The 24,881-nt window shown below is 72.4% G+C and carries 22 protein-coding genes and 1 tRNA gene; 17 read left to right on the forward strand and 6 right to left on the reverse strand.

Annotated elements, in window-relative coordinates; genetic code table 11:
• Window positions 1-85 precede the first annotated feature (85 nt).
• The 5 genes from ABD296_RS03815 to ABD296_RS03835 all read left to right on the forward strand — a co-directional run bounded on the left by ABD296_RS03815 (window position 86) and on the right by ABD296_RS03835 (window position 4,391).
• The gene (locus ABD296_RS03815; protein WP_344261450.1) at window positions 86-2,152 is read left to right on the forward strand and encodes an ATP-dependent DNA helicase UvrD2; all 2,067 of its coding nucleotides are present in this window, start codon (window positions 86-88) and stop codon (window positions 2,150-2,152) included.
• Between the two features lie 73 nt (window positions 2,153-2,225).
• Window positions 2,226-3,101 carry an acyl-CoA thioesterase II gene (gene tesB, locus ABD296_RS03820; protein WP_344261452.1) on the forward strand — a complete coding sequence of 292 codons (876 nt, stop codon included), beginning with the start codon at window positions 2,226-2,228 and terminating at the stop codon, window positions 3,099-3,101.
• Window positions 3,102-3,348: 247 nt separating this feature from the next.
• Window positions 3,349-3,699 carry a hypothetical protein gene (locus tag ABD296_RS03825; RefSeq protein WP_344261454.1) on the forward strand — a complete coding sequence of 117 codons (351 nt, stop codon included), beginning with the start codon at window positions 3,349-3,351 and terminating at the stop codon, window positions 3,697-3,699.
• A gap of 121 nt (window positions 3,700-3,820) precedes the next feature.
• Complete coding sequence (locus ABD296_RS03830) at window positions 3,821-4,099, forward strand: WhiB family transcriptional regulator (protein ID WP_173099222.1); 279 nt, start codon at window positions 3,821-3,823, stop codon at window positions 4,097-4,099.
• A gap of 97 nt (window positions 4,100-4,196) precedes the next feature.
• Window positions 4,197-4,391 carry a hypothetical protein gene (locus ABD296_RS03835; RefSeq protein ID WP_344261458.1) on the forward strand — a complete coding sequence of 65 codons (195 nt, stop codon included), beginning with the start codon at window positions 4,197-4,199 and terminating at the stop codon, window positions 4,389-4,391.
• A gap of 210 nt (window positions 4,392-4,601) precedes the next feature.
• On the opposite strand, the gene ABD296_RS03840 is transcribed toward ABD296_RS03835, so the two are convergent.
• Window positions 4,602-5,933: an ABC1 kinase family protein gene (locus ABD296_RS03840; protein WP_344261460.1), complete on the reverse strand. Its 1,332-nt coding sequence runs from the start codon at window positions 5,931-5,933 to the stop codon at window positions 4,602-4,604.
• Between the two features lie 210 nt (window positions 5,934-6,143).
• On the opposite strand from ABD296_RS03840, the gene ABD296_RS03845 reads away from it, so the two are divergent.
• The 3 genes from ABD296_RS03845 to ABD296_RS03855 all read left to right on the forward strand — a co-directional run bounded on the left by ABD296_RS03845 (window position 6,144) and on the right by ABD296_RS03855 (window position 8,366).
• Window positions 6,144-6,944, forward strand: a complete 801-nt coding sequence (locus ABD296_RS03845; protein ID WP_344261462.1) for an enoyl-CoA hydratase/isomerase family protein — start codon at window positions 6,144-6,146, stop codon at window positions 6,942-6,944.
• Window positions 6,945-7,098: 154 nt separating this feature from the next.
• Window positions 7,099-7,650 carry a M48 metallopeptidase family protein gene (locus tag ABD296_RS03850; protein WP_344261726.1) on the forward strand — a complete coding sequence of 184 codons (552 nt, stop codon included), beginning with the start codon at window positions 7,099-7,101 and terminating at the stop codon, window positions 7,648-7,650.
• On the forward strand, window positions 7,647-8,366 hold the full coding sequence (locus ABD296_RS03855; RefSeq protein WP_344261464.1) for a hypothetical protein: 720 nt from the start codon (window positions 7,647-7,649) through the stop codon (window positions 8,364-8,366). Before ABD296_RS03850 ends, ABD296_RS03855 begins: the two co-directional genes overlap by 4 nt.
• Here the strand turns inward: ABD296_RS03855 and ABD296_RS03860 are convergent.
• Genes ABD296_RS03860 through ABD296_RS03870 form a run of 3 tightly spaced genes read right to left on the reverse strand, consistent with a single transcriptional unit; the run spans window position 8,363 to window position 10,529 of the window.
• Window positions 8,363-8,920, reverse strand: a complete 558-nt coding sequence (locus ABD296_RS03860) for an NUDIX hydrolase (RefSeq protein ID WP_344261466.1) — start codon at window positions 8,918-8,920, stop codon at window positions 8,363-8,365. The two genes, ABD296_RS03855 and ABD296_RS03860, sit on opposite strands and share 4 nt — an antisense overlap.
• Complete coding sequence (locus ABD296_RS03865) at window positions 8,917-9,102, reverse strand: hypothetical protein (protein WP_190852697.1); 186 nt, start codon at window positions 9,100-9,102, stop codon at window positions 8,917-8,919. The genes ABD296_RS03860 and ABD296_RS03865 overlap by 4 nt, the downstream gene beginning before the upstream one ends.
• Complete coding sequence (locus ABD296_RS03870) at window positions 9,099-10,529, reverse strand: zinc-dependent metalloprotease (protein ID WP_344261472.1); 1,431 nt, start codon at window positions 10,527-10,529, stop codon at window positions 9,099-9,101. The genes ABD296_RS03865 and ABD296_RS03870 overlap by 4 nt, the downstream gene beginning before the upstream one ends.
• 89 nt (window positions 10,530-10,618) lie before the next feature.
• Between ABD296_RS03870 and ABD296_RS03875 the strand changes: the two genes are divergently transcribed.
• The gene (locus ABD296_RS03875) at window positions 10,619-11,701 is read left to right on the forward strand and encodes an NAD-dependent epimerase/dehydratase family protein (protein ID WP_344261475.1); all 1,083 of its coding nucleotides are present in this window, start codon (window positions 10,619-10,621) and stop codon (window positions 11,699-11,701) included.
• 62 nt (window positions 11,702-11,763) lie between these two features.
• On the opposite strand, the gene ABD296_RS03880 is transcribed toward ABD296_RS03875, so the two are convergent.
• The gene (locus tag ABD296_RS03880; RefSeq protein ID WP_344261477.1) at window positions 11,764-14,700 is read right to left on the reverse strand and encodes a UPF0182 family membrane protein; all 2,937 of its coding nucleotides are present in this window, start codon (window positions 14,698-14,700) and stop codon (window positions 11,764-11,766) included.
• 111 nt (window positions 14,701-14,811) lie between these two features.
• Between ABD296_RS03880 and ABD296_RS03885 the strand changes: the two genes are divergently transcribed.
• The 6 genes from ABD296_RS03885 to ABD296_RS03910 all read left to right on the forward strand — a co-directional run bounded on the left by ABD296_RS03885 (window position 14,812) and on the right by ABD296_RS03910 (window position 20,944).
• The gene (locus tag ABD296_RS03885; RefSeq protein WP_344261479.1) at window positions 14,812-15,354 is read left to right on the forward strand and encodes a PPA1309 family protein; all 543 of its coding nucleotides are present in this window, start codon (window positions 14,812-14,814) and stop codon (window positions 15,352-15,354) included.
• A gap of 71 nt (window positions 15,355-15,425) precedes the next feature.
• Entirely contained in the window at window positions 15,426-15,872 is a 447-nt protein-coding gene (locus tag ABD296_RS03890) for a molybdenum cofactor biosynthesis protein MoaE (RefSeq protein WP_344261481.1), read from the forward strand.
• Window positions 15,873-15,900: 28 nt separating this feature from the next.
• Window positions 15,901-16,950 carry a YlbL family protein gene (locus ABD296_RS03895; RefSeq protein ID WP_344261483.1) on the forward strand — a complete coding sequence of 350 codons (1,050 nt, stop codon included), beginning with the start codon at window positions 15,901-15,903 and terminating at the stop codon, window positions 16,948-16,950.
• 56 nt (window positions 16,951-17,006) lie between these two features.
• A tRNA-Met gene (locus tag ABD296_RS03900) sits at window positions 17,007-17,080 on the forward strand.
• 242 nt (window positions 17,081-17,322) lie between these two features.
• The gene (locus tag ABD296_RS03905) at window positions 17,323-19,335 is read left to right on the forward strand and encodes a SpoIIE family protein phosphatase (protein WP_344261485.1); all 2,013 of its coding nucleotides are present in this window, start codon (window positions 17,323-17,325) and stop codon (window positions 19,333-19,335) included.
• Window positions 19,336-19,381: 46 nt separating this feature from the next.
• Complete coding sequence (locus ABD296_RS03910) at window positions 19,382-20,944, forward strand: acyl-CoA synthetase (protein WP_344261488.1); 1,563 nt, start codon at window positions 19,382-19,384, stop codon at window positions 20,942-20,944.
• Here the strand turns inward: ABD296_RS03910 and ABD296_RS03915 are convergent, their stop codons facing one another.
• Window positions 20,945-22,051: a PucR family transcriptional regulator gene (locus ABD296_RS03915; RefSeq protein WP_344261490.1), complete on the reverse strand. Its 1,107-nt coding sequence runs from the start codon at window positions 22,049-22,051 to the stop codon at window positions 20,945-20,947.
• A 107-nt stretch (window positions 22,052-22,158) separates the two neighbouring features.
• Between ABD296_RS03915 and ABD296_RS03920 the strand changes: the two genes are divergently transcribed.
• Window positions 22,159-23,073: a proline dehydrogenase family protein gene (locus ABD296_RS03920; protein ID WP_344261492.1), complete on the forward strand. Its 915-nt coding sequence runs from the start codon at window positions 22,159-22,161 to the stop codon at window positions 23,071-23,073.
• Window positions 23,074-23,131: 58 nt separating this feature from the next.
• Entirely contained in the window at window positions 23,132-24,763 is a 1,632-nt protein-coding gene (gene pruA / locus ABD296_RS03925) for an L-glutamate gamma-semialdehyde dehydrogenase (RefSeq protein ID WP_344261494.1), read from the forward strand.
• Window positions 24,764-24,881 lie beyond the last annotated feature (118 nt).

Raw genomic sequence — 24,881 nt, forward strand, 5'->3', positions numbered from 1 at the left:
GGGCGTGTCCGGCAGGGCCGCACCGGTCCGTCCACAACTGGTGAGGCGGGCCGATACGGTCGGGACTTGCTGGGAGTATGGAGGCATGGTGGCTGAGTCGGTGCTGGAGGGACTGGACCCCGAACAGCGGGCGGTCGCGGAGGCGGTGCAGGGGCCGGTGTGCGTCCTGGCGGGCGCCGGGACGGGCAAGACGCGCGCCATCACGCACCGCATCGCCTACGCCGTGCACACCGGCGTCGTGACCCCCCAGCGCGTGCTCGCGGTGACGTTCACCACCCGCGCGGCGGGGGAGCTGCGCGGCCGGCTGCGCCAGCTCGGCGCGCCCGGCGTGCAGGCCCGCACGTTCCACGCGGCGGCGCTGCGCCAGCTCAGCTACTTCTGGCCGCGGGTCGTCGGCGGCGACCCGCCGAAGATCATCGACTCGAAGATCAAGCTGGTCGCGGACGCGGCGCGGATGTGCGGGCTGTCGCTCGGCCGCACCGAGTTGCGCGACGTCGCCGGCGAGATCGAGTGGGCGAAGGTCACCCAGAACCGCCCCGAGGACTACCCCGCCGCCGTCGTGCGGGCGGCCCGCAAGCCGTCCACCGAGGTGGTGGACGTGGCGCGCGTCTACGCGATGTACGAGCAGCTGCGCCGCGAGCGCAACCTGCTCGACTTCGAGGGGATGCTGGAGCTGACCGCCGCCGTGCTCACCGAGCACCGCGAGGTCGCGGGCCAGGTCCGCGAGCAGTACCGGTACTTCGTCGTGGACGAGTTCCAGGACGTCAACCCGCTGCAGAAGATGCTGCTGGACGCCTGGCTCGGCGGCCGGCACGACCTGTGCGTCGTCGGCGACCCGAACCAGACGATCTACTCCTTCACCGGCGCCAGCCCGTCCTACCTGCTCGGCTTCACCCGCGAGCACCCGGACGCGAAGGTCGTGAAGCTCGTCCGCGACTACCGGTCGACGCCGCAGGTCGTCCGGCTGGCGAACGGGGTGATCGGCCAGGCGAGGGGCGACCGGCACGAGCTGGAGCTGGTCGCGCAGCGCGAGAGCGGCCCCGATCCGGTGTTCAACGAGTACGACGACGAGGTCGCCGAGGCCGACGACACGGCGCGGCGGGCCCGCAAGCTGATCGACGAGGGCGTCCCGGCCCGCGAGATCGCGATCCTGTTCCGGATCAACGCCCAGTCCGAGACGTACGAGTCGGCGCTCGCGGCGGCCGGCGTCCCCTACGTGCTGCGCGGCGCCGAGCGGTTCTTCGAGCGGCCCGAGGTGCGCGAGGCGGTCGTCCGGCTGCGCGGCGCGGCACGGGCCGGCGCGGACGCCGAGACCGACGGGACCGGCCTGATCATGACGGTCCGGCACGTGCTGTCCGGCGCGGGGTTCTCCGACCAGCCGCCGGAGGGCGCGGGTGCGGCCCGCGCGCGCTGGGAGTCCCTCGCGGCGCTGGCGCAGCTCGCCGAGGACATGGCGGCCGACGACCCGAAGGCGGGCCTGCCCGAGTTCGTCGCCGAGCTGGAGGAGCGGGCCGCGGCGCAGCACGCGCCGCCGCTGGAGGGCGTCACGCTCGCCTCGCTGCACGCCGCCAAGGGCCTGGAATGGGACGCGGTGTTCCTCGTGGGCCTGGCCGAGGGCACGTTGCCGATCATCTACGCCAAGACGCCCGAGCAGGTCGAAGAGGAACGTCGGCTTCTCTATGTCGGCATCACGCGCGCGCGCGTCCACCTGGCGCTGTCGTGGGCGCTGGCACGCTCGCCGGGCGGGTCGCAGCTGCGCCGCCCGTCCCGGTTCCTCGACGGCCTGACCGACAAGACCACCACGCACATGCCCGCGCGCGTCGACCGCGCCAAGCGCCGCGTCGCCAAGGGCCCGCAGCCGTGCCGGGTGTGCGGGCGGCCGCTCACCGCCGCCGTCGAACGCAAGCTCGGCCGCTGCGAGGACTGCCCGTCCGAGCTGAACGAGGAGCTGTTCATCGCGCTGAAGGACTGGCGCGCCGAGATGGCGGCGGAGCAGCGGATCCCGGCCTACGTGGTGTTCACGGACGCGACGCTGCAGGCGATCGCCGAGCACTGCCCCGAGTCGGTGGAGGAGCTCGCCCGCATCCCCGGCGTGGGCCGGGTCAAGCTCGACCGCTACGGCGAGGCCGTGCTGAAGCTGTGCGGGGTCTGAGGGGGCCTCGGCGGGGGGTGTGGCGCGGGGGTGAGAGCCCCGTCACAAGGGACGATACGGAAGACTGGCGGTCGTGAGCGAATCCCTGAAGGCACTGCTGGACCTGCTGGATCTCGAGCAGATCGAGAACGACATCTTCCGCGGCCGCAGCCCCGAGGAGCGCCGGCAGCGTGTCTTCGGCGGCCAGGTGGCCGGGCAGGCGCTGGTCGCCGCCGGGCGCACCGTTCCGGTGAACCGGCCGGTGCACTCGCTGCACGCCTACTTCATCCGGCCCGGCGACCCCCTCGTCCCGATCGTCTACACCGTCGACCGGGTCCGCGACGGCCGGTCCTTCACCACCCGCCGCGTCAGCGCCGTCCAGCACGGCAAGGTGATCTTCACGCTGTCGGCGTCGTTCCAGGTCGTCGAGGACGGCCCGGAGCACCACGCGCCGATGCCCGACGCGCCCGACCCCGAGACGCTGCCGGACTCGCTGGCCCGGTTCACACCGCTGTTCGGTGAGGCCGGCGCCCGCGCCTTCGTCGAGCGGCGGCCGTTCGACGTGCGGCACGCGACGCCGCTGACCTGGGAGGCGGCCAAGGACCCGGCGCTGGCCTCGCCGGAGTCGGTGGTGTGGCTGAAGGTGATCGGCGAGCTGCCCGACGACCCGCTGCTGCACGTGTGCCTGATGACCTACGCCTCGGACATGACGCTGCTCGACACCGTGCTGCTCAACCACGGGCTGGCCTGGGGCGACAAGCGGACGATGGGCGCCAGCCTGGACCACGCGATGTGGTTCCACCGGCCGTTCCGCGCCGACGACTGGCTGCTGTACTACCAGGACACCCCGTTCGCGGGCGGCGCCCGCGGGCTGGCCCGCGGGCAGGTGTTCACCCGCTCCGGGGAGCTGGTGGTGTCGGTGATGCAGGAGGGGCTCGTCCGCGTGTCCGACTCCGGCCGGGAGCGGTGACGGGACGCGCCGCGTCCCGTATGCGATGATCGTCTTGTAAGGCGCTCCCGGGAGTTTCGACGCCGCGGCGGCGGCGCCGGTTCCGGGGAGCGAGGGTGAAGTCACCCACAAAACCGCAGGTCAAAAATATCTTGCCTGCTTCGGCGGAAGCACCGTACGCTCGTCGCGAGCAATCAACCGGCCGACCGGTGTGGATCTTGAATCCGCCGGCCCGGCCCGAGGAGCCAGAGAGGTGGTGTGCAGTCCGGTGATCAACACGTCGATGAAATCACTGTCGTCCTGGACCGTGGCCTGCCCCGGCGCCTCGAACGCGTATTCCGTCTCGTGCTTCCGGACCCCGCTCGGCGTGAAGCCCGGCGGCCCGGCGCGTCTCGGCGTCGCCCCGTCGGCCAATGCGGCCGGCCGGAGGCTCCGCGTCGACGGCACCCGTCTGCGCGATCTACGTGATCTGCGCATCGAGCAGCGAATCCAGGACGAGCAGGGGCGGAGTGTCTTCGCATCCGAAGGCATGACCTCCCAGGCTCCGGCCACGGCCCACATGGGCGCCACCCCGCAGGGTGGCGTGTCGGGTCCGTATCCCTGGAGGCGACCGGTCTAGCAAGACACCGGCAAGCCCCCAGGCCGCGGATCCGACACCGGATCCGCGGCCTTCTCTTTTGCCCGGACGACCCAACCGACACGCCCGTTGAGATCCAACGAGAGGAACAAGGGTGACTGTGATGCAGGGGGCTCTCGCGATCAGCGAGGAGGACCTCACTCTGCCGTGCCGGACCGACCCCGAGCTGTTCTTCGCCGAGGCGCCCGCCGACGTCGAGCTCGCCAAGGCGCTGTGCCTGGAGTGCCCGCTCCGCAAGGAGTGCCTCGCCGGCGCCCTCGAGCGCAAGGAGCCGTGGGGCGTCTGGGGCGGTGAGCTGTTCGTCCGCGGCGTGATCGTCGCGCGCAAGCGGCCCCGCGGCCGCCCGCGCAAGCACCCGCTCCCGGACGAGGCGGCGGTGTGAGGCCCTGATGCCGACCGCACCGACGATCAGCCGGATCGAACCCGCAGGCGCGGTCCCCGCGCGGGGACCGCGCCCGCGGGCGGCGAGGGAGAACGAGATGACGTTGCTCAGCCAGGACCTGTCGCGGGAGCGAATACCCGTGGCGGTGCCCGACGAGCTGGCCGCCCGCGTGCGCGCCCTGCGGCGCGCGCGCCGGGAGGCGCAGACGAGGGCGTCGCGGGTGCGGCGCGTGCTGCTCGCGCCGACCGCGTCCCGCGACGCCGACGTGCACGTGTCGAGGAACCACCGATGACCCACCGATGAGCCACTCCCGGTCCGCCGGTCGCAGGCCGTCCGCCCGCCGCTTCTTGGATGGTTTCGGCGGGCGCCACCTGAAAACCGGGGCGCGCCTCCCGGCGGACACCGGTGCGTCCGGCGACCCACTCGCCGGACGCACCGCAACGGGCCCCGTCCGCGCCTCATCAGCGCGGGCGGGGCCCGTTTCGTCGTCCTTGCGGTGGTGCTAGCCGGTGACGAGCTCGCCGTCCTCGTCGTCGGCGAAGCCGGGCACCCACTTCAGCGACTCGGCGCGGGCGGGGATCTCGCACTCCAGCTGGCACAGCACGCCGGTGCCGGCGGACAGCACCCGGTGGATGATCACGTACTCGGGCGGCAGGTTGAGCTGCCGGACGATGTTGGTCGGCCGCAGGTCGGTGACGCGGGCGGCCATGTCGCGCAGCCACTCGCGGTTGAACTTGAAGGTCTCGGTGACGAACGGCTCGGTGATCGGGGCGAGGAACGCCTGCAGCTCCTCCGCGTCGACCTCCACGCCCTCGCGGATGAAGTCCTCGTCGCGCAGGGCGTCCTCGATCTCGTCGATGTCGGCCATCGTGCCGATCCGCAGCAGCAGCCCGAGCCGCCGCTGGAAGCCGCCGGGGATGCGGTCGACGGCGCCGAAGTCCAGGACGCCGAGCCGGCCGTCGTCCAGCAGCCGGAAGTTGCCGGGGTGCGGGTCGCCGTGCAGCATCCCGGACCGCTTCGGCCCGGACAGCAGGAACCGGCAGTACAGCAGCGCCGCGTGGTTCCGGGTCTCCTGGTCGCCGTCGCTGATGATCTTCGACAGCGGGGTGCCGTCCATCCACTCGGTGACGAGCACGTCGCCGGACTGGGCGATCACCTCGGGGACGGAGAAGTCGGGGTCGTCGAGGTAGGCGTCCCGGATGATCGTCTGGGACTCGGCCTCGATGGTGTAGTCGAGCTCCTCGACCACCCGCTCCTTCAGCTCGGCCAGCATCGACTTGACGTCCAGGCCCGGCATCAGGACGCCGAACAGCCGGCCGAGCCGGGCGAGCTGGTTGAAGTCGCTGATCAGCGCCTTGCCGGCGCCCGGGTACTGCACCTTCACCGCGACCGGGCGGCCGTCGGCCCACACCCCGCGGTGCACCTGCCCGATGGACGCGGCGGCGGCCGGCCTGTCGTCGAACGACTCGAAGTTGTCGCGCCAGTCCGCGCCGAGCGCCTCGGCGAGGACCTTGTGCACGGTCGACGCGGGCAGCGGGGGAGCGGCCTCCTGCAGCCGGGTGAGGGTGGCGCGGTACGGCCCGGCGATCTCCGGCGGCAGCGCCGCCTCGAAGATCGACAGCATCTGGCCGAGCTTCATCGCGCCGCCCTTGAGCTCGCCGAGCACCTTGAACAGCTGCTCGGCGGTGCGCGTCTGGATCTCCATGGCGACGGCCTCGGCGGGCCGGCCGATGGTCCGCTTCCCGATGCCGAGCGCGGTGCGCCCCGCGAAGCCGAGGGGGAGGGACGCCAGCTTTGCTGACCGCGTCACCGCGCGGCGGGGAAGATCGCTCACGCGGACCATTGTCGGTGATCGGCTGTCGTTCGCGCCACAACGACCGGCCCGCAAATCCGGGAGCCCGGCGAGGCGAAACACCGTGACCTGCGGACCTTTGGTAAGTGTGCGCTTTCTCACGCATGTCGCGCGGCCGGACACGGCCCGGTCGGCACGCTTGCGGGGGGCGCGTGAGCGCGGCGCGGGCGCCGCACGGTACGGTGCGGAGCCATGTCCGGAGAACAGTCCGCTCCGCTGCGGGTCGAGCGCCGCCCCGACGGCGTCGCCGTCCTGACGCTGAACGACCCCGGCCGGCGCAACGCGATGTCCGACGAGATGACCGCCGCCTACAAGGCGGCCGTCGCGGACCTGCGCGGCGACACCGGGCTGCGCTGCGTGGTGCTCACCGGGGCCGGCACCGCGTTCAGCTCCGGCGGCGACCTCTCCTGGCTCGCCGACACCAACTCCGTCGCCGTCCCCCCGCTGCGCGACCGGATGCTGGAGTTCTACCGGACGTGGCTGACGGTCCGGAGCCTCGAAGTCCCGACGATCGCCGCCGTCAACGGGCACGCCGTCGGCGCCGGGCTGTGCCTCGCCCTCGCCTGCGACCTGCGCTACGCCGCCGAGGACGCCAAGCTGCTCGCCCCGTTCACCGCGCTCGGCCTGCACCCCGGCATGGCCGCCACCTGGCTGTTCCCCGAGGTCGCCGGGCTGCCGCTGGCCCGCGAGATGCTGCTCGCCGGACGCGTCCTCACCGGCGCCGAGGCCGAGCGGCACGGCCTGGTCAACCGGGCCTTCCCGCGCGAGGACGTACTGGGGGAGACGTTGAAGATCGCCGAAAGGATCGCCGCGAACGCGCCCATAGCGACCCGCCTCACCAAGGTCGCCTTGGCGGAGGGCGGGCACGCCGACATGGACGCCGCGCTGCGCTGGGAATCGCTCGCACAACCCGTCACCATGGCGTCGCAGGACATGACCGAGGGACTGACCGCCCAGAGGGAGAAGCGTGCCCCGCGCTTCACCGGCGCTTGAACAGCTTGTGGAAAGTACCTGAGAGTCGAGCAAAAGATGGGCTCTGACCTGGGCTGACGTCAAACACCCCCTGTGGAGGACGCAAAATTTTGGGTACGGTTGCGCCGTGCCCCCTAACGTTGAGGTCCGCCGCAGCACCAGGCGCCGTCGGACCGTGTCCGCCTACCGCGACGGGGACAAGGTGGTGGTGATGGTGCCCTCCAGGCTCAGCAAGGCCGAAGAGGAACAGTGGATCGCCACCATCCTGGAACGGCTGGAGGAGCGCGAACGCCGCCGCCGCCCTTCCGACGCCGCCCTCCAGTCGCGCGCTCACGAGCTGTCCCGCCGCTACCTGGCGGGCCGCGCCGACCCGGTCAGCGTCCGCTGGGTCGCCAACCAGCGCACCCGCTGGGGATCCTGCACCCCCGACGACGGCACCATCCGGCTGTCGACCCGGCTGCGGGGCATGCCGTCCTGGGTCGTCGACTACGTGCTGGTGCACGAGCTGGCGCACCTGCTGATCCCCGGGCACGGCGCCGACTTCTGGCAGCTCGTCGGCAACTACCCCAAGGCCGACCGGGCCCGCGGGTACCTGGAGGGCGTCGCCGCCGCCGCGCACCTGCCGATGGAGGCGGACGCGCCCGACGAGGAGCCCCTCCACGACGACGGCATGCACCACGGCGACGGACTGCACGGCGAGGAGTTCCCGCACGAGGTCGCCGGGTGACCCTGCCCGGGAACCCGCCCGCCCCCGAGATCACGGGCCGCTGCGCCGCGGTCCTGCCGTTCGACCCGTCCGGCCCGTCCGCCGCTCCCCCCGGGGTGGACGACGCCGGCTTCCGGCTGGCGATGCTCGAGGACGTCTACGAGGTCGCCGCCGGCCTGGAGTTCGTGACGGCCGCGCTCGTCGTCGACCCGGACGGCCCGCCCGACGCCGAGACGATCACCTGGCCCGGCACCCCGATCGTCCGCGAACCCGCTCCCGCCGCCGCATTCGCCGCCCTGCACGCGCTCGGCGCCGAGGAGGCCGCGCTGATCGCGCCGGACGCCCCCGACCTGCCGCCGCTGCTGATCGGCAAGCTGTTCCGCGCCCTCGGCAGCGCCCCCGCCGCCGCCTGCCAGGACACCGGCGGCCACGGCCTCGTCGCGCTCGCCGCCCGGCTGCCCCTGCCCGGCTGGCTCGCCACCGCGCTCGACGACCTTTCCACCGCGCCCGATTCCGCCGGCTCTTCCGGTCGCGATTCTTCCGGTCGCGATGCCGCCGCCCTCGACGTCCCGGACGCCCTGGCCCGGCTGCGCGCCGCCGCGCCGCGCCCCGGCCTCGTCCCGCAGGGGCCCGCCTGGCACCGCATCCGCACCCCCGGCGACCTGCGCCTTCTCGACCCCGGCCTGGAAGGCTGGGAGAACACCCGGGCGCTCCTCGAAGGCTCCCCGCTCCACTAGCCGCCGATCGCGCGGGCGACGAGGCGGCGGAGCGCGTCGTCGGTGTCCGCCGGGAGATCGTCCACGGGGAACCAGGCCAGATCGTCCGACTCGTCCGACACCACGGGCCGGGCCCCGTCGGGAGCGATCACGACGTACTGGACGTCCAGATGCCAGGTGCCCTGCGGATGGCAGCGCACCCGGTGCCGGTCCAGCTGGACGGGCCCGGGCTGCGGCCGCAGGTCCGGGATGCCGGACTCCTCCGTCGCCTCCCGCAGCGCCGCGCCGGCCAGCGTCGCGTCCCCGGGCTCGCAGTGCCCGCCGAGCTGCAGCCACGCCTTGATCTTGGAGTGCAGCGTCAGCAGCACCTTGGACCGGGACGCGTCGAGCACCGCCGTGCTGGCCGTGATGTGCGCCTCGGCGCACTCGCGCCACATCCCGTCCGCCGGGTGCTCCGCCAGATGCGCCAGGAACTCCAGCCGCAGCCGCTCCTGATCCGCGTCGGGCGCCCGCCACGTCGACAGGACCTCGAAGGCGTCGGCGTACAGCGGGGCCGTCGCGGACGGAGCGGTCACGTGCGGTTGGCGCGGGCGTAGGGCGAGCTGGCCGGATGCCGGCGCCGCCGCTCCTGGTCGACGGGCCGCTGCCAGCACAGGCTCTCCCGCGCGACCCGCCGCCGGATCACGTTCGTGGACGAGCCCGGCTCGTACCGGCAGCCGTTCACCCGCGACGCGTGTGGGACGCGCGTCCCGCTCACGACCGCGGCCCCGCGTCGCCCGGCAGGGCACCGCCCTCGCCGGGGTCTTCGGGCTCGTCGTCCGGCTTGTCGTCCGGCTTCTGGTCGGCCTCGGCGGCCGCGGCGGAGTCCTCGGAGCCCTCGGGGGCGTCCTCCTCGGCGGCCGTGGTCAGGTTGGTCAGGTCGAGGTCGGACAGCCCCTCGATCTCCCGGCCCTGCACGAAGCCGTCCGGGTCGTCGAGGTCGTCGGCCGTCGGCAGCAGGTCGGGGTGCTCCCAGACCGCGTCGCGGCCCTGCGTGCCGCGCACCTCGGTCAGCCTGCGCCACATCGCCGCCGCCTCGCGCAGCCGGCGCGGCCGCAGCTCCAGGCCGACCAGCGTCGCGAACGTCCGCTCGGCCGGGCCGCCGGTCGCGCGCCGCCGCCGGACCGCCTCGGCCAGCTTCACCGAGTTGGGCAGCCGGTCGTGGGCGACCTCGTTGACGACGGTGTCGACCCAGCCCTCGACCAGCGCGAGCGTGGTCTCCAGCCGGGCCAGCGCCGCCTTCTGCCGGGGCGTCTCCTCCGGCTGCAGCTGGATCTCGCCGCCCAGCGCCTCCTGGAGCGCCTCCGGGTTGCTCAGGTCGAGCCCCTGCACGGCCTGCTCGATGCCCGACAGGTCCACGGTGATGCCCCGCGCGTACTCCTCGACGGCGCCGAGCAGGTGCGCGCGCAGCCACGGCACGTGCGCGAACAGCCGCTGGTGCGCGGCCTCCCGCAGCGCCAGGTACAGCCGCACCTCGTCGTCGGAGACCTCCAGGCCGGAGCCGAACGCCTCGACCCCTGCGGGCAGCAGCGCGCCGACGCCGTCGGGCGCCAGCGGCAGGCCCACGTCGGCCGAGCCGGTCACCTCGCGGGCCAGCGCGCCGAGCGCCTGCCCGGCCTGGCCGCCGACCATCGCGCCGGCCATCTGCTTGACCATCCCGATCAGCGGACCGGCCATCGCCTGCATCTCGGCGGGCATCTCGCCGCCGCCGAGCGCGCCGCCCATCGACTCGACCATGCGGGACGCGATCGGGTCGCAGACCTTCGCCCACACCGGCAGCGTCTGCTCGATCCACTCCGACCGGCTCCACGCCTTCGGCGCCCGGATGCCGGCGGGCAGCGTCGTGCCCTCGTCCAGCCACAGGTCGGCGAGCCGCAGCGCCTCCTCGACCTGGCGCCGCTCGGTGTCCACGATCGACGGGTCGCCCTGCTCGACCACCTGGTGGCGGGCGATGTTCTTGGCCAGGTCCCAGTTCAGCGGCCCGCCGGACGCGCCGCCCTGCCCCTGCGCGCCGATCATGTCCGCGAACCGGTGCAGCATGTCGGCGAACTGCGCCATGTCGCCGCCCATGCCCTTGAATGGATCCTGGGGACGGTCGTCGTCTCCGTCGCCGGGACGGTTGAAGCCGAAGGGAGTGTCACTCATCGGTTCGCCCCTGGGATGCATGATGGGCTCATATCCGCAACGTTAGCCGGTCCCGGCAAGGTCGCGTACTCAAGGAAGGGGGCACCTCCGTGGCAACGGGCAAGGTTCGCCCTCGGCGTAGCAAGGCTCCGGTCGTCGCCGTCACCGGCGCGGCCTCCGGAGCGGGTCGGCTGCTGGCCGCCCGGCTCGCCGAACGGGAAGACATCCGCAAGGTCGTCGCCATCGACGGGCACCGCGGCGACGTGAGCGGCGCCACGTGGCGTGTCGTCGACATCCGGGACCCGCTGCTGTCCAACCGGCTCTCCGACGTGGACGTGATCGTCAACCTGGACGTCGACCACTCCCCGGACGCCGACGGGAAGGAGCGCCGCACCCACAACGTGCGCGGCGCCCAGACGGTCGTCACCGCCGCCGCGGCGGCCCGCGTCCGCCGGGTGGTGCTGGTCACCAGCGCCATGGTCTACGGCGCCGGGCCCGGGAACGAGGTGCCGCTGCCCGAGGACGCGCCGCTGCTCGCCGAGGCCGACGTCAGCATCGCGGGCGACCACCTGGAGATCGAGGAGCTGGCCGCCACCGCGCCGCTCACCCACCCCGGGCTGGAGATCACCGTCGTCCGGCCCGCCGCCCTCGCCGGGCCCGGCGTGGACACCGTGGTCACCCGGCACTTCGAGGCGCCCCGGCTGCTGTCGGTGAAGGGCAGCACGCCCGGCTGGCAGTTCTGCCACATCGAGGACCTCGCGTCCGCGCTGGAGGTCGTGGTCGCCGAGGACCTCGCCGGGCCGGTCGCGGTCGGCTGCGAGGGCTGGCTCGGCCCCGAGGAGGTCGCCGAGATCACCGGCAAGCGCAGCTTCGAGCTGCCCGCCGCGCTGACCTTCGGGATGGCGCAGCGGCTGCACCGCCTCGGCATGACCCCGGCGCCCGCCACCGACCTGCACTACGTCGCCTACCCGTGGGTGGTCGACTGCGCCCGGCTGCGCGCCGCGGGGTGGAAGCCCGCCTACGACAACGCCGCCGCGCTGCGCGCGGTGCTGGAGGAGACGGCCGGGCGGCACGCCGTCGTCGGCCGCCGCGTCGGCGGCAAGGAGGCCACGATGGCGACCGCGGCCGGACGCACCGTCGCCGCGATCGGCGCCGCCGTCCGCACCGGCCGCGCCCGCAAGCGCCGCCGCTGAACCGCCGCCGCTGAACCGCCGGCGAGAGCGCCGCCGGGCCGTGCACGGGCCCGGCGGCGCGGTCAGCCGGCCGACGCCTCGGCGGGGCTGGCCCGCGAGGCGGTGGGGGACGGACCGGACGGCGAGGACGTCGCGGCGGTCTTCGGCTTCGCCTGGCTGCCGGCGGCCCGCTGGGCGGCCGTCAGCTGCTCCTGCGCCTCCTTGATCCGCTGCCAGGCGTCGCCCATGCCGGGGTAGTCGCCCTTCTTCTGCGCCGCCTCGTAGTCGGTCACGGCCTTCTGCAGCTCGTTGATCGCCTGCTGCTCCTGCGGCGTCAGCCGCCCGCCCTGCCCCGGCTCCGAGCCCGTCACCGCCGGCGTCCCGGACCCGCCGAGCACCTGTTTCAGCGCGTCCTCGAACGTGGCGGCCGCCGCGACCTGGTTGCCGTACCGCACCAGCACCTTGCCGAGCAGCGGGTACGGCTGCTGCTCCTTGCCTCCGGACGCCTTGGTGTACATCGGCTCCACGTACAGCAGGCTCCCGCCGAACGGGATGGTCAGCAGGTTGCCCGCGACGGTCTTCGTGCCGCCCTGTCTCAGCGCGAACAGGTCGTTCTTCACCTGCGAATCCGTCTCGAACGAGTTCTGCACCTGCCCCGGACCGGGCGGCTGCGCGTTCCGCGGCATCTGCAGGATCCGGATCTGCCCGTAGTACTTGCTCGACGGGTCGGAGTCGACGGCCATGAACGCGGCGAGCTGCGGGTTGTCGCGCGGGTTGAACACCGTCGTGAGCGAGAAGGCCGTCGAGCCGTCGAACGGCGAGGGCATCTTCACGCTCTGGTAGTACGGCGGCTGCAGCTTGCCCTTGGTCGTCGGGTCCTGCGGCACCTCCCAGAACCCCTCGCCGTTGTAGAACGCGGACGGGTCCGTCACGTGGTACTTGGTGAGGATCTTCCGCTGCACCTTGAACAGGTCCTGCGGGTAGCGGAAGTGCGCCTCCAGCTCCTGGGGGATGGACGCCCGCTTGTCGACGGTGCCGGGGAACACCTTCATCCACGTCTTGAGGATGGGGTCCTCGGTGTCCCACTGGTACAGGTGGACGGCGCCGCTGTAGGCGTCCACCGTGGCCTTCACCGAGTTCCGCAGGTAGTTGATGTGGTCGTCGGCCTGCCGCGCCACCGACGAGCGGGTGTCGGTGATGGTGTCGCGGGTCGCCTGCCCGAGGCTCGTCTCCTCCGAGTACGGGTAGCCGCCGGACGTGGTGTAGCCGTCCACGATCCACACGATGCGGCCCTGCACCACCGCCGGGTACGGGTCGCCGTCCAGCGTCAGCCACGGCGCCGCCTTCTGCACCCGCTCCCGCGGCGACCGGTCGTAGAGGATCTTCGCGTTCTTCTTGATCGCGCCGGACAGCAGCAGGTTCTTGTCCTGGAACTTCGCCGAGTACAGCAGCTTGTGGAAGAACGAGTCGATCGGGACGCCGCCGTCCCCCTCGTAGGTGTTGCTCTGCTGCCCGTCGGGGCTGTTGTCGGGGTAGTCCAGCTCCTGCTGGCCCTTCCCCCCGACCACCGAGTAGCGCGGCGACCGCTCCCCGAAGTAGATCTCCGGCTTGGTCACCTGGATCTGCCGCGCGGACGAGGCCGGCATGTCGCGGGTGATGAAGTCCGGGTTCCCGCCCTGCGCCATCTGGTCGCCGTACGCCGACACGAACCCGTAGCCGTGCGTGTAGACCATCCGGTCCTTCACCCAGCTGCGCTGCCCCGACGGCGCGCCCGACAGCTCCCGCAGCGCCACGACCGTGTCGGTGGTCCTGCCGTCCACCGGGTAGCGGTCGACGTCCAGGGTGTCGGGGAACTTGTAGAACGGCCGGACCCGCTGCAACTGCTCGAACGTCGGACCCACCACGTTCGGGTCGAGGACGCGCACGCCGCCGAGCCCCTCCGCCTCGTCCTGCAGCTTCCCGGGGTCCTTCTCCGGCTGCGACCCGTACGGGGCGACCTGCGCGTCCTTCACCCCGTAGGCGCGCCGGGTGAACTCGATGTTGCGCTCGATGTACCTGCGCTCCTTGGCCAGCTCGTCCGGCTTCACCTGGAACTGCTGGATCAGCAGCGGATACACCCCGCCCAGCAGGATCGCCGACAGCACCAGCAGCGTGAACCCCACGCCCGGCAGCATCATGCCGCGCCGCAGCAGGTTGCTGAAGAACATCACCGCGCACAGCAGCGCGATGACCGCGAGAATCGTCTTGGCCGGCAGCAGCGCGTTCACGTCGGCATAGGACGCGCCCGTCGTCACGCCCCGCTCCGAATGGACGAGCCCGTACCGGTCCAGCCAGTACGCGATCGCCTTCAGCAGCACGAAAAGCCCCACCAGCACCGACAGATGGGCGCGGGCCGGCGGGCTCGCCTTGTCGCCCGGCCCCTGGAGCCGCAGACCGCCGTACAGGTAATGCACCATCACGGCGGCGAGGAACGACAGGATCACCGTGGCGAACACCACGCCCAGCACCAGCCGCAGGAACGGATAGGTGAAGACGTAGAACGACACGTCCTTATGGAACTGCGGGTCCTTCACATGGAACGGCGTCCGGTTCAGGAACGCCAGCCACACCTGCCACCGGCCCGCCACCGACGACCCGGTCAGCACGCCCAGCAGCGTCAGCAGCCCGGCCGAGACCAGCCGGCGGCGCGGATCGATCACCGACCGGTACCGCTCCAGCCCCTGCTGCTCCACCGACAGCGGCCGGTACGCCGGGCGCAGCCGGTACGCCACCACCACGTTCGCGCCCACGACCAGCGACATCAGCAGTCCCGAGCCGAAGAACAGCACGGCCTCGGCGCGCAACTGCGTCGTGTAGACCTCCGAGAAGCCCACCGAGCGGTACCACAGCAGATTCGTGTAGACCGCGGTGAAGACCAGGAAAGCGACCAGCAGGAACGCCAGCCCCACCAGGGCCGGCAGCATCAGCCGGGTACGCCCGGCGCCGAACCGGCGCCCGGTACCGGCAGTACGGAAGGCCAATTGCCCCTCCGATCGAGATCGCCCCCCACCGGCCGCCGGCCGGTGCTGTGTAAGGCAACTTACCGACTACCGCCGGGGTTCCCGCATTTCCCGGCCCCCGGACGGGGAAAGATGGGGCCCGTGAGTCTTCTGGAAGAAGTCGTGCTGGACCTCGAACGCCACTCGGCGCAGGAGGGCTGGGACACCGCGCCCCGCCTCTACGCCCTCGTCCGCAGCACCGAGCTGCGCCGCGCCGAGCCCGAACTCGCCGACCAGCTCGGCCTGCCCCCCGACACCGAGACCCTCGCCGCCCTCGAGCAGCCCGCCCTGCCGGAGAAGGCGGGCGTCGAGGACGCCCTCGCCGCCATCGCCTGGCCCGACGCCGTCGAGGGCTGCGCCCTCGTGATCGAACGGGTCGTGCTGCCGCCCGACGCCGAGGAGGAGATCCCCGAGGACGACGAGGCGCAGGCCGCCGAGTACGCCGCGAACCATCCCGGGCGCGAGGACGTCCGCATGATCGTCGGCGTGCTGCGGGACGGCGCCCGGCACTCCGCGCTCCGGCTGCGCCGGCACGACGCCGACGACGAGGTCCTCGCCGGGCCCGACCTCGTCCCCGCCCTCGCCGAGGCCCTCGCCGCCACCTTCGAGCCGGACGAGCCCGTCCCTGCCCATTAGCGACGAGCCCGCCCCTGCGCACCGGCCCCTGCGCACTGGCCGCGGCGCGCCGGGAAGGTAGCCTGCGGGACGTGAGCCAAGACAGCGCCGCCGCCGGGAACGTCATCCGGCTCGCCGAGATCCGCGACACCCCGCTGTCGGTCGACGAGGTGTTCGGCGCCGTCGGCGACCCCTCCGCCGGCGGCGTCGCGCTGTTCGTCGGGACCGTCCGCGACCACGACCACGCCCGCGACGTCAGCGCCCTGTCCTACAGCGCCCACCCCACCGTGCGGCGCGAACTCCTCGCCGTCATGGAGAAGGTCGCCGCCGACCTGCCCGTCCGCGCCCTCGCCGCCGTCCACCGCGTCGGCGACCTGGAGATCGGCGACCTCGCCGTCGTCGTCGCCGCGTCCTGCCCCCACCGCGCCGAGGCGTTCGAGGCGTGCCGCCGGCTCATCGACGACCTCAAGGCGCAGGTCCCCATCTGGAAGCACCAGACCTTCGCCGACGGCGGAGACGAGTGGGTCGGGGCCTGCTGAAGCCCCGCGGGCGCATAGAGTTCCGACCATGTCTCGTCGTGCCGCCACGCTCACCGTCGCGAGCGTCCTCGTCCTCGCGCTGGCCCTCGTCGGCTCCCTCATGCCGGTGCCGTACATCGCGCTGATGCCCGGCCCGACGAGCAACACCCTCGGCACCAACGAGAAGGGCCAGCCGGTCATCGTCATCGACGGCCGCAAGACCTACCCCGACGAGGGACACCTCAACTTCACCACCGTCACCTACCGCGGCGGCCCCGGCGGGCGCATCGACCTGTTCACCGCCCTGCGCGGCTGGCTCGACCACGACACCGCGATCGTCCCCGAGGAGCTCTACTTCCCCAAGGACGAGAGCCAGAAGCAGGTCGACCAGGAGAACACCCGGCAGATGCAGGACTCCCAGCAGAGCGCCAAGGCCGCCGCCCTGCACGAGCTCGGGGTCCAGCTGCAGACCCAGGTGATCGTCCAGGGCGTCCAGAAGGGCCGGCCCGCCGACGGCAGGCTCCAGCCCGGCGACCAGGTCACCGCCCTCGACGGCGCCAAGGTCACCAGCACCGCCCAGGTCACCGGCGCCATGGCCAAGCGCAAGATCGGCGACAAGGTCGCCCTCACCGTCCAGCGCGGCGGCAAGGAGAGCACCCAGAGCCTCACCACCGTCGCCGACCCCACCGGCAAGCGCGCCGTCGTCGGCGTCGTCCTCGGCGACCAGTACAAGTTCCCCTTCAAGATCGACATCAGCGTCGGCGACATCGGCGGCCCCAGCGCCGGCCTCATGTTCGCCCTCGCCATCTACGACAAGCTCACCCCCGGCCCCCTCAGCGCCGGCAAGTTCATCGCCGGCACCGGCGAGATCGACCCGAACGGCCAGGTCAGCCCCATCGGCGGCATCCAGCAGAAGATGGTCGCCGCCCGCCGCGCCGGCGCCACCGTCTTCCTCACCCCCCGCAAGAACTGCTCCGAAGCCCTCGGCGCCCGCCCCGACGGCCTCCGCCTCGTCCGCGCCGACACCCTGCACTCCGCCGTCCAGGCCATCAACGCCATCACCACCGGCAAGGGCACCGTCCCCGCCTGCACCAAGTGACCCCTCCGGGCCCGGTTTGCGCAAGCAACCCCCGCCCCATAAGCTTAAGTCATCACCGCGGGGTGGAGCAGTTCGGTAGCTCGCTGGGCTCATAACCCAGAGGTCGCAGGTTCAAATCCTGCCCCCGCTACGGGTCCTAGGGTCCTCCTGGTCGCAGGTTTCGCCTGCTTCCCGGAGGGCCCTTCGCCGTTTTCGGGGGGCGACCCCCCGAGCCCCCCGGTGTGGGGGCTTCGCCCCCACGCCCCCGCGCGCGCTGCGCGCGCTTTTTGGGGCTTCGCCCCTTGCCCCCGCTCGGGCTCCGCCCTTCGCCTTTGTGGTGTTGATGCAGGTCAGAGGGGAGGGCTTCTGTGGGGGCGTGGTTGTATGGCGATTATGGTTCGGAGCAGTATGTGGGGGCGGGGGGCGGACGCTCCTGTTCCGGCGATCGGGGTGCTCAGCGGCGAGGGCGTCATGGTCGGCTGGTCGAAGATGGCCGAGGATCTCCTCGGCTACCGGTCCGAGGAGATCCTCGGCCGGCCGGGCACCGACCTGCGGATGGAGCGGGACCGCGCGGAGCGGATCTGGACGTGGCGGGGCGGGCAGGGCGACGAGGACCACCGGGTCGGCATGCTGGACCTCCGGCACCGGGACGGCACGCAGATCGTCACGCGCTCCGAGCGGATCCGCATCGACACCCCGGGCGGCGCGCCCGCCTGGGTGATCGCGGCGATCCCCGCGTCCGCCTTCACCATCGGCACCTCGGTGCTGGAGCCGCTGCTCGCCGCCGCCCCGGTCGTGATGGTCGCCTGGGACACCGACCTGCGGTCGGCCTGGCGCAACGAGCGAGCGCAGGGGCTGGAGGGCGTGTTCCCCTACTTCCAGGTCGGCCGGCCCCTGCCCGAGGACGGCTCCGTGGCCCCACCGGAGCTGGTCCGCACGGTGCTCGCCGGCGGCGAGCCCGTGCTGGACCGCGAGGTGCGGTGGTCGCAGGACGGTGAGGAACGCACGTTCTCCACCTTCCTGTTCCGGGTGGACGGCCTCGACGCACGCCATCTCGGCGTCTGCCTGATGGCCATCGACATCACCTACAGCAGGGCCCGCGAACGCCTGGCGCTGCTGCGGCGGGCCAGCGTCGAGATCGGCACCACCCTGGACGTCCAGCAGACCGCCCAGGAGCTCGCCGACCTGGCCGTGCCTCGCCTGGCCGACTACGTCAGCGTCGACCTCACCGAAGCGGTCATGCCGGGGCCCAAGCCCCTGGAGCGTCTGGGACCGATGGCGGCCGGCGTCCCGGTGTTCCGCCGGGCCGCCCTCACCTCGGTCCAGGGCGGGGTCCCCGACGCGCTGTGGCCGCAGGGCCAGCCGGTGTACGTGCCGCCCTCGTCCCCGCTCAGCGCGGTCCTGGAGTCCGGCACCTCGTACTTCGAGCCCGTGGTGCACATCTCGCCCGGGACCTGGCTCGACGACGACCCGCACCGCGCCCACGTCGTGCGCACGATGGGCATGCACACGCTGATGATGGTTCCGCTCAAGGCGCGCGGCAGGCTCCTCGGGGTCGCGACCCTCATCCGCACCGTCGACGAGACGCCCTTCACCCGGGACGACCTGATGCTCGCCGAGGAGCTCGCCGCCCGGGCCGCGCTGAGCCTGGACAACGCACGCCAGTACACCGTCGAGCACGACGCGGCCCTCGCCCTGCAGCGGCAGCTGCTGCCGCGCAAGCTGTGCGGCGGCGACGCCATCGACCTGGCCTCGCGTTACCTGCCCTCGGACGTCCACCAGGGCGTGGGCGGGGACTGGTACGACACCATCCCGCTGCAGGACTCCCGCATCGCGCTGGTCGTGGGCGATGTGACCGGGCACGGCATCAACGCCGCCGCGAGCATGGGGCGCCTGCGCACCGCCATGCGCACGCTCGCCTACCTCGGCCTCCCGCCGGACGAGCTGCTCAGCCGCCTTGACGAGCTGTACGCCCGGCAGGACGAGGAGGAAGACCGCAGCGCACTGTCCCCGATCGCCGCCACCTGCCTGTACGTCGTCTACGACCCGGCCACGCGGCGCTGCGTCATGGCCTCGGCCGGGCATCTGCCGCCCGCGATCGTCCGGCCCGGCGGCGAGGCCGCCTTCCCCGACCTTCCGACCGGCACGCCGATCGGGCTCGGGCTGGGCTCGCACCGGTCCGTCGAGTTCGAACTCGACGGGGGGACCCTGCTGGCCCTCTACACCGACGGGCTGATCGAGCGCCGCGAGTCCGATCTCGAGGAGGGCATGCGGCGCCTGAGCGCCGCGCTGGACGACGGCACCGCCCCGCTGGACGGCCTCTGCACGAGCGTGATCGACACCATGGTGACCGAGGCGGCCGAGGACGACGTGACCCTGCTGCTGGCCCGTACCCGGCGACTATGATCCAGATCACCTGAGCAGGTGATTCGTCCGGAAATGGTGGTATCTCATGGCCTCGTCGGTCGCGCGTGCCCGGCAGCACTCCTATGGAGATCTGCTGCATCGGACGGCTCGGCGGTATCCGGGGAAGCTCGCGGTGGTCGACGGGGAGCGGCGGTTCACGTACGCGGAGTTCGACGCGGCGGTGAACCGGACGGCGAACGCGTTGGCGGGGCGGGGGCTGGGGAAGGGCGATCGGCTGGCCCTGCTGTCGCACAACTGCTGGCAGTACGCGGTGCTGGCGTTCGCGACGGCGAAGCTCGGCGCGGTGCTGGTGCCGGTCAACTTCATGCTGGGCGCCGATGAGATCGCCTACATCCTCGGGCATTCGGGCGCGTCCGGGATCGTGGCCGAGGGCGCTCTGGTGCCCGTGGCGGAGAAGGCGCTGGCCACGGCGGGTGTCGCCGGGGGCGTTCGAGGGCGGATCGGGGACGGTCCTGAGGGGTGGGAGGACGTCGACGCGTGGTGCCGGGAGGGCTCTGCCGCGGCGCCGGAGGTGCTGGTGGGGGACGACGACCCGCTGCGGCTGATGTACACATCCGGGACCGAGTCGCGACCCAAGGGCGTGATGCTGACCAGCCGGTCGCTGATCAGCCAGTACGTGAGCTGCATCGTCGACGGGGAGATGGCCGCCGACGACGTCGAGGTGCACGCGTTGCCGATGTACCACTGCGCGCAGCTCGACTGCTTCTTCTCGGTGGACGTCTATCTGGGCGCGACCAGTGTCATTTTGCCGGGGCCCGATCCGGCTGTGCTGCTGGAGACGATCGAGCGGGAGAAGGTCACGAAGCTGTTCTGCCCGCCGACGGTGTGGATCTCGCTGCTGCGGCATCCGGACTTCGAGCGGCGGGACCTGTCCAGCCTGCGGAAGGGGTACTACGGGGCGTCCGCGATGCCGGTGGAGGTGCTGCGGGAGCTGCTGCGGCGCCTGCCGGACGTGCGGCTGTGGAACTTCTACGGGCAGACCGAGATGGCGCCGCTCGCGACGATCCTGCGTCCGGACGAGCAACTGGAGCGGGCCGGCAGTGCGGGGCGGGCGGCCATCAACGTCGAGACGATGCTCGTTGACGACGACGGGAATCCGGTGCCGGCGGGTGAGATCGGCGAGATCGTGCATCGCAGCCCGCACGCGGCCCTGGGCTACTACAACGACGAGGACAAGACCGAGGAGGCGTTCCGGGGCGGGTGGTTCCACTCGGGCGACCTCGGGGTCATGGCCGAGGACGGCTACCTGTCCGTGGTCGACCGCAAGAAGGACATGATCAAGACGGGCGGGGAGAACGTCGCCAGCCGGGAGGTCGAGGAGGCGATCTACGAGCTGGACGGCGTCGCGGAGGTCGCCGTTTTCGGCATCGGCCACCCGCGCTGGATCGAGGCCGTCACGGCGGTCGTCGTGCCCAAGCCCGGCGTCGCCCTGAGCGTCGACGACGTGCATGCGCACGTGCGGGACCGGCTCGCGGGGTACAAGCGGCCGAAGTACGTGGTCCTGGCGGAGTCGCTGCCGAAGAACCCGAGCGGCAAGATCCTCAAACGGGAGCTGAGGAGCCTCCACGCTCCTCTCGCCGAGTCCTGATCAGGGCTCGGCGTTGCGCTCCTGGTCGATGTAGGGGGCGAGGGTGAGGGCCAGGTGGAGGGTCAGGCGGTCCTGGCCGTTGGTCAGGGTCAGGGCCGTCAGTTCCTCGATGCGGCGGAGGCGGTGGTAGAGGGTCTGGCGGTGGATGTTGAGGGCCTGGGCTGTTCTCTGGACGTTGCCCGCTTGGTCCAGGTAGGTGCGGGCGGTGAGGGCCAGGTCGGGGTGGGCGAGGAGGCGCTCGGTTCCTGGGGTTTGCGTTGTTTGGGTGAGCGCTTCGTCGCCGGCGGCTCTGAGGAGGCGCAGGACGCCTAGGGACGTCCAGTCGCGGGTCTCGCCGGCGGCGGCGGTTCGGGCGGCGACGCGGGCGCGCAGCCAGCCCTCGTGGACGGTCTCCAGGGTGGGGCAGGGGGAGAAGAAGCCCGCGTGGACGGGGCCGGTGCGCTCCTCCAGGAGGCGGCGGGCCCGGTCGACGATCGTGCGCGGGGCCGCCGACGCCGGGATCACCAGGACGTGGTCGCGCTGCCAGACCGTGGCGAGGACGGAGTGGGGGAGCAGCCACGGGTTGAGCGGGTCGGTGCTCGGGGTGCGCAGGACGGCGACGGCCAGCGGCGGGTCCGGGACGCCGGCCTCGGCGAGCTCGTTGGCGGCCTGGGCGCGGACGTCCGGCTGGGCGGAGAGGAGGTCGGCGACCTTCCAGCCGAGGTCGTCGCGTTCGCGGGCCTGGCGGGCCATGAGGAGGCCGGCGCGCTCGCAGAGGGGCATGGCGCGGGCGGCGTCGGTGATGCGCTCCTGGTCGTCCAGCAGCCAGAGGTAGCCGTAGGTGACGTTGTTCCAGCGGACGGGCAGGCAGAGCCGGCCGAGCTGGCCGAGCGCGTGGTCGGCGGGGATGCGGACGGGCCCGGCGGCGCGGGCGATGCCGTAGGACTCGAAGCGGGTGCGGACGGCCCCGGTCGCGCGGCGGTGCAGGATCGAGTCCATCCGGACGGGGTCGATCGTGTCGCCGTGCGCGGCGTAGGCGACGAGGTGGAAGTCGCGGTCCTCCAGGGTCGCCGGGGCGCCGAGGAGGTCGGCGGCGAGTTCCACGATCTCTTGCAGGTCAGGGGCCATGTGACATCTGTATGAAGAGGTAGTGGGTTGAAAGTGGCATTTGACTATACGGGATGACGGGCTCCGGCTCCTAACGTGCGAAGTGACCGACTTCGTAGGAGGCCCTCATGCTCAGCCCCCTTCTGCTTGCCGCCGCGCGCAGCGACCGGACGCGCGGCCTGGTGACCTCCGTGCCGCTGACGCGGCGGGTCGTCGACCGGTTCGTCGCCGGGGAGGACCTGGACGCCGCCGTCCGGGCGGTGCGGGAGCTGACCGGCGGCGGGCTCCGGGTCACGCTGGACCACCTGGGCGAGTACACGCGTGAGCGGGCGCAGGCCGAGGCCACGCGGGACGCCTACCTGGCGATGTTCGACGCGTTCGCCGAGCGGGGCCTGGCCGAGGGCGCGGACGCGTCGGTGAAGCTGTCGGCGCTCGGGCAGGCGCTGCCCGGCGATCTCGCCCTGGACCACGCGCGGGAGATCTGCGCGGCGGCCGACCGGGCGGGCATGACGGTCACTCTGGACATGGAGGACCACACCACCGTCGATTCCACGCTGGAGGTCCTCGGCAAGCTGCGGGCCGACTTCCCGTGGGCCGGGGTCGCGATCCAGGCGATGCTGCGCCGGACGGAGGGCGACCTGCGCGACCTGGCGCACGAGGGGTCGCGGGTCCGGCTCGTCAAGGGCGCCTACGCGGAGCCCGCTTCGGTGGCGTTCGAGAGCAAGGCCGAGATCGACCGCGCTTATGTGCGGGGCCTCCGGGTGCTCATGGCGGGGGACGGGTACCCGATGGTCGGCAGCCATGACCCGCGAATCATCGACATCGCGCGGACGCTCGCCGTTGTCAACGAGCGGTCGGCCGATTCGTACGAGTTCCAGATGCTGTACGGCATCCGTGCCGGTGAGCAGCGGCGGCTCGCGCAGGACCACCGGATGCGCGTCTACGTGCCGTACGGGAGCGACTGGTACGGCTACTTCATGCGCCGCCTGGCCGAACGGCCCGCCAACCTCGTCTTCTTTCTTCGTTCGTTCGTCTCCCATTGATCCGGGGGGCGCGGGGGCCGTCCCCCCTCGCGAAAACACTGACTAGGAGGCCCCTTTCATGGACGCCGTGACCACCGTTCCGACGCCCGCGAACGAGCCGGTGCGCGGGTACGCGCCCGGCAGCGCCGAGCGGGCCCGGCTGGAGGCGAAGCTGGCGGAGCTGACCGCCGCGGCCCCCGTCGACCTGCCCATGACGATCGGCGGCGAGCGGCGGCTGGGCGCGGGCGCGAAGGTCGCCGTGGTGCAGCCGCACGAGCACGCGTCGGTGCTCGGGACGTTCGGGACCGCCACCGCGGACGACGCCCGCGACGCGATCGGTGCCGCGCTCAAGGCGGCGCCGGGGTGGCGGGCGCTGCCGTTCGACGAGCGCGCCGCGGTCTTCCTGCGCGCCGCCGACCTGCTCGCCGGGCCGTGGCGGGAGACGATCCTCGCCGCGACGATGCTCGGGCAGTCCAAGACCGTCCAGCAGGCGGAGATCGACAGCCCGTGCGAGCTGGTCGACTTCTGGCGCTTCAACGTGAGCTACGCGCGGCGGCTGCTCGCCGAGCAGCCGGTCAGCAGCCCCGGCGTATGGAACCGGTCGGACCTGCGGCCGCTGGAGGGGTTCGTCTACGCGATCACTCCGTTCAACTTCACCGCGATCGCCGCGAACCTGCCGACCGCGCCCGCGCTGATGGGCAACGTCGTGGTGTGGAAGCCGTCGCCGACGCAGACCTACGCGGCCGTGCTGACCATGCGGCTGCTGGAGGAGGCCGGGCTCCCGCCGGGCGTCATCAACCTCGTGACCGGGGACGGGCTGGCCGTGTCCGAGGTGGCGCTGGCCCACCCGGAGCTCGCCGGCATCCACTTCACCGGTTCGACCGCGACGTTCCAGCACCTGTGGAAGACGGTCGGGAACAACATCGAGAAGTTCCGGAGCTACCCGCGGCTCGTCGGCGAGACCGGCGGCAAGGACTTCGTCGTCGCCCACCCGTCCGCCGACCCGGACGTGCTGAAGACCGTGCTGGTGCGCGGCGCGTTCGAGTACCAGGGGCAGAAGTGCTCCGCCGCGTCCCGCGCCTACGTCCCGCGCTCCATCTGGGAGAACGGGTTCAGGGAGCGGCTCGTGGACGAGGTCGAGGGCCTCACCATGGGTGACGTGTCCGACCTGTCCAACTTCATCGGCGCGGTGATCGACGAGCGGGCGTTCGCCAAGAACAAGGCCGCGATCGACCGGGCCAAGGATGATCCGTCGGTCGAGGTCGTCGCGGGCGGCACCTATGACGACTCGGTCGGGTACTTCGTGCGGCCGACCATGCTGGTGTCCGACGACCCGGAGAACGAGATCTTCCGGACCGAGTACTTCGGGCCGATCCTCGGCGTCCACGTCTACGACGACGACCGGTACGAGGAGATGCTCGCGCAGATGGAGTCGGTCGCCGACTACGCGCTGACCGGCGCCGTCGTCGCGACGGACCGGGCTGCGATCGCGCACGCCGCCGAGGTGCTCCGGTACGCCGCCGGCAACTTCTACGTCAACGACAAGCCGACCGGCGCCGTCGTCGGGCAGCAGCCGTTCGGCGGAGCCCGCGCGTCCGGCACCAACGACAAGGCCGGCTCGGTGTTCAACCTGCTGCGCTGGACGTCCCCGCGCTCGATCAAGGAGACGTTCGTGCCGCCGACCGACCACCGGTACCCGCACATGGGCTGACGCCGTCCTGTGCCTGTGGCGCGGCGCCCGCGGCCGGAATCCCGCTCCCGGCCGCCGGCGTCCGGCGTCCCGCCTGGACGGCGCGCGAGTCAAATGGACAACGACGTTCGCCTGAACG

The organism is Actinomadura napierensis (genome assembly GCF_039529375.1).
In the GTDB taxonomy this organism is placed as follows: domain Bacteria; phylum Actinomycetota; class Actinomycetes; order Streptosporangiales; family Streptosporangiaceae; genus Spirillospora; species Spirillospora napierensis.

What these genes read in the sequence shown, in the direction of transcription:
- ABD296_RS03815 (WP_344261450.1), top strand. Translation starts at nt 86, where the DNA reads ATGGTGGCTGAGTCGGTGCTGGAGGGACTGGACCCCGAACAGCGGGCG.
- ABD296_RS03830 (WP_173099222.1), top strand. Translation starts at nt 3,821, where the DNA reads ATGCAGGGGGCTCTCGCGATCAGCGAGGAGGACCTCACTCTGCCGTGC.
- ABD296_RS03835 (WP_344261458.1), top strand. Translation starts at nt 4,197, where the DNA reads ATGACGTTGCTCAGCCAGGACCTGTCGCGGGAGCGAATACCCGTGGCG.
- ABD296_RS03845 (WP_344261462.1), top strand. Translation starts at nt 6,144, where the DNA reads ATGTCCGGAGAACAGTCCGCTCCGCTGCGGGTCGAGCGCCGCCCCGAC.
- ABD296_RS03870 (WP_344261472.1), bottom strand. Translation starts at nt 10,529, where the DNA reads ATGAGTGACACTCCCTTCGGCTTCAACCGTCCCGGCGACGGAGACGAC.
- ABD296_RS03885 (WP_344261479.1), top strand. Translation starts at nt 14,812, where the DNA reads ATGGGGCCCGTGAGTCTTCTGGAAGAAGTCGTGCTGGACCTCGAACGC.
- ABD296_RS03895 (WP_344261483.1), top strand. Translation starts at nt 15,901, where the DNA reads ATGTCTCGTCGTGCCGCCACGCTCACCGTCGCGAGCGTCCTCGTCCTC.
- ABD296_RS03905 (WP_344261485.1), top strand. Translation starts at nt 17,323, where the DNA reads ATGGTTCGGAGCAGTATGTGGGGGCGGGGGGCGGACGCTCCTGTTCCG.
- ABD296_RS03910 (WP_344261488.1), top strand. Translation starts at nt 19,382, where the DNA reads ATGGCCTCGTCGGTCGCGCGTGCCCGGCAGCACTCCTATGGAGATCTG.
- ABD296_RS03915 (WP_344261490.1), bottom strand. Translation starts at nt 22,051, where the DNA reads ATGGCCCCTGACCTGCAAGAGATCGTGGAACTCGCCGCCGACCTCCTC.
- ABD296_RS03920 (WP_344261492.1), top strand. Translation starts at nt 22,159, where the DNA reads ATGCTCAGCCCCCTTCTGCTTGCCGCCGCGCGCAGCGACCGGACGCGC.
- pruA (WP_344261494.1), top strand. Translation starts at nt 23,132, where the DNA reads ATGGACGCCGTGACCACCGTTCCGACGCCCGCGAACGAGCCGGTGCGC.